Raw genomic sequence first — 1906 nt, 5'->3', positions numbered from 1 at the left:
TCGCCGCGAACAGCTCGACGTGCGCGCGCGACCGTGCGGCGGGGGGGGGCTCGCGCGCGAGCGCGGCTTCGCGCTCGGTGACGCCCGGCACCTGCAGCCGCAGCTTCTTCACCATCGCGCGCCCCGTGTGCGGCATGAACGCGACCTTGCGCGGGTGCACGCCCTGCAGGTCTTCCGCCGTGATGCGGATGCGTTCGAGCGCGAGGTAGCGGCGCACGAAATCCGCGTTGCGATCGCCGATGTTGATGGTCGTCATCCCGGCCAGCACGGCCGCGCCGCCGAACACCTTCGCCTCGATGCGCTCGCGGCGCCCGCCGGCCTTGATCAGCTCGTTGATCAGCACTTCCATCGCGTACGCGCCGTAGCGCATCGATTCCGACGCGGCCGCGCCCGGATCGGCGCCGTCGTCGGGCAGCATGAAGTGGTTCATCCCGCCGATGCCCGCGTACGGGTCGTGCAGGCACGCGGCGACGCACGAGCCGAGCACGGTCATCAGCACCATGTCCTCGGACGTCGTGTAGAACTCGTTCGGCAACAGCTTCACGCCGGGACGGCCGAAGTGGTTGTCGAAATAGCGATTGGTCGCGATCGGCAGTGCGCTCATCCGCGATCTCCATAGGCGGGCGCGGCGTCCGCGGCCCGTGCGGGCACGCGCGACGGCATGGCGGCCGCCGCAGGCGCCTGCGCGCCACGCGGCCGCGCACCCTGCGCGGCGTCGCGAGTCAGTTCGTACACCGTCTGCCCGCGCAGGCGGAACGCCTGCGTGACGTACGTGAAGTTTTCCGAATGGCCGGCGAACAGCAGCCCGCCCGGCTTCACGAGCGGCTCGAAACGCGACAGCACCTGCCCCTGCGTCGGCTTGTCGAAATAGATCATCACGTTGCGGCAGAAGATCGCGTCGAACGGCTTCGCGATCCCGTAGTCCGCATCGGTCAGGTTCAGCTGCTCGAAGCGGATCATCGCGCGCAGCTCGGGGCGCACCTTCACGCGGCCGGCCTGCGCGCCCGTGCCCTTCAGGAAAAAGCGCTTCAGCCGCTCGGGCGCCAGGTGCTTGACCTGGTCGTACGTATAGATGCCGGCTTCCGCCTTCGCGAGCACCTGCGTGTCGAGATCGGTCGCGAGGATCGACGCGCCGCGCGCCGCCGATTCGCCGAGCGCCTCGATCAGCGTGATCGCGATCGAGTACGGCTCCTCGCCGGTCGACGCCGCCGAGCACCATACCGACACGGGCGCCGGCCGCCCCTTCACGAACGCCGACAGGATCGGGAAGTGATGCGACTCGCGGAAGAACGCGGTCAGGTTGGTCGTCAGCGCGTTGGTGAACGCTTCCCACTCGAGCGGATCGTCTTCCTGCTCGAGCAGGTCGAGGTAGTCGCGGAACGTGTCGAGGCCGCGCGCGCGCAGCCGCCGCGCGAGACGGCTGTACGCCATGTCGCGCTTGTGCTCGGACAGCGAGATCCCCGCGCGTTGGTGGATCAGCGCGCGGATGCGGGCGAAATCCGCGCCGGTAAACGCGAAGTCGCGCCCCGGCTCGCCCGCGCGAGGCGAGGCATCCGGTGCATCGGGTCGAAACGGCGCGCGCGCGTTCGGCATGGCTTAGAAGGTCTCCCAGTCGTCGTCGGACGTGCCGGCCGCGGCCAGCGCCGGCTTCTCGCCGTTCAGCGCGGGGCGCACGAGCGCGGGCTTCGCGGCCGGCTTGTCCGCCGGGGCGGCGGCCGACTTCGCGAGACGCGGCCCGTAGCCGCCTGCAGCGGCGCCGCGGGACGCGGGTGCTTCCTTCTGCGTACGCGCATCGGGGTCCGCCGCGCGCTTCGGTTGGCTTGCGCCCGCTGCGCCCGCCGCCGCCGACGTGGCCGCATGCGACGCCGGCGCGGCACGCCGTGCCGGTTGTGCCGCAGCCTGCGGC

At 71.2% G+C, this 1906-nt stretch carries 2 protein-coding genes and 1 pseudogene; all 3 read right to left on the bottom strand.

Annotated elements, in window-relative coordinates:
* Positions 1-604: chemoreceptor glutamine deamidase CheD (cheD, locus tag ACPUER_RS36540; protein ID WP_425133553.1), on the bottom strand; the 604-nt coding region annotated here is incomplete at its 3' end.
* Positions 601-1593, bottom strand: a complete 993-nt coding sequence (locus ACPUER_RS36535) for a CheR family methyltransferase (RefSeq protein WP_425133552.1) — start codon at positions 1591-1593, stop codon at positions 601-603. The genes ACPUER_RS36535 and cheD, both read right to left, overlap by 4 nt.
* A 3-nt stretch (positions 1594-1596) precedes the next feature.
* A pseudogene (locus tag ACPUER_RS36530) lies at positions 1597-1906 on the bottom strand (methyl-accepting chemotaxis protein); the annotation flags it as partial.

Origin of the sequence: Burkholderia sp. DN3021 (assembly GCF_049805555.1) — a bacterium.
GTDB classification, from domain to species: Bacteria; Pseudomonadota; Gammaproteobacteria; order Burkholderiales; family Burkholderiaceae; genus Burkholderia; species Burkholderia pyrrocinia_C.
This window is presented reverse-complemented; position numbering and strand designations above follow the sequence as displayed.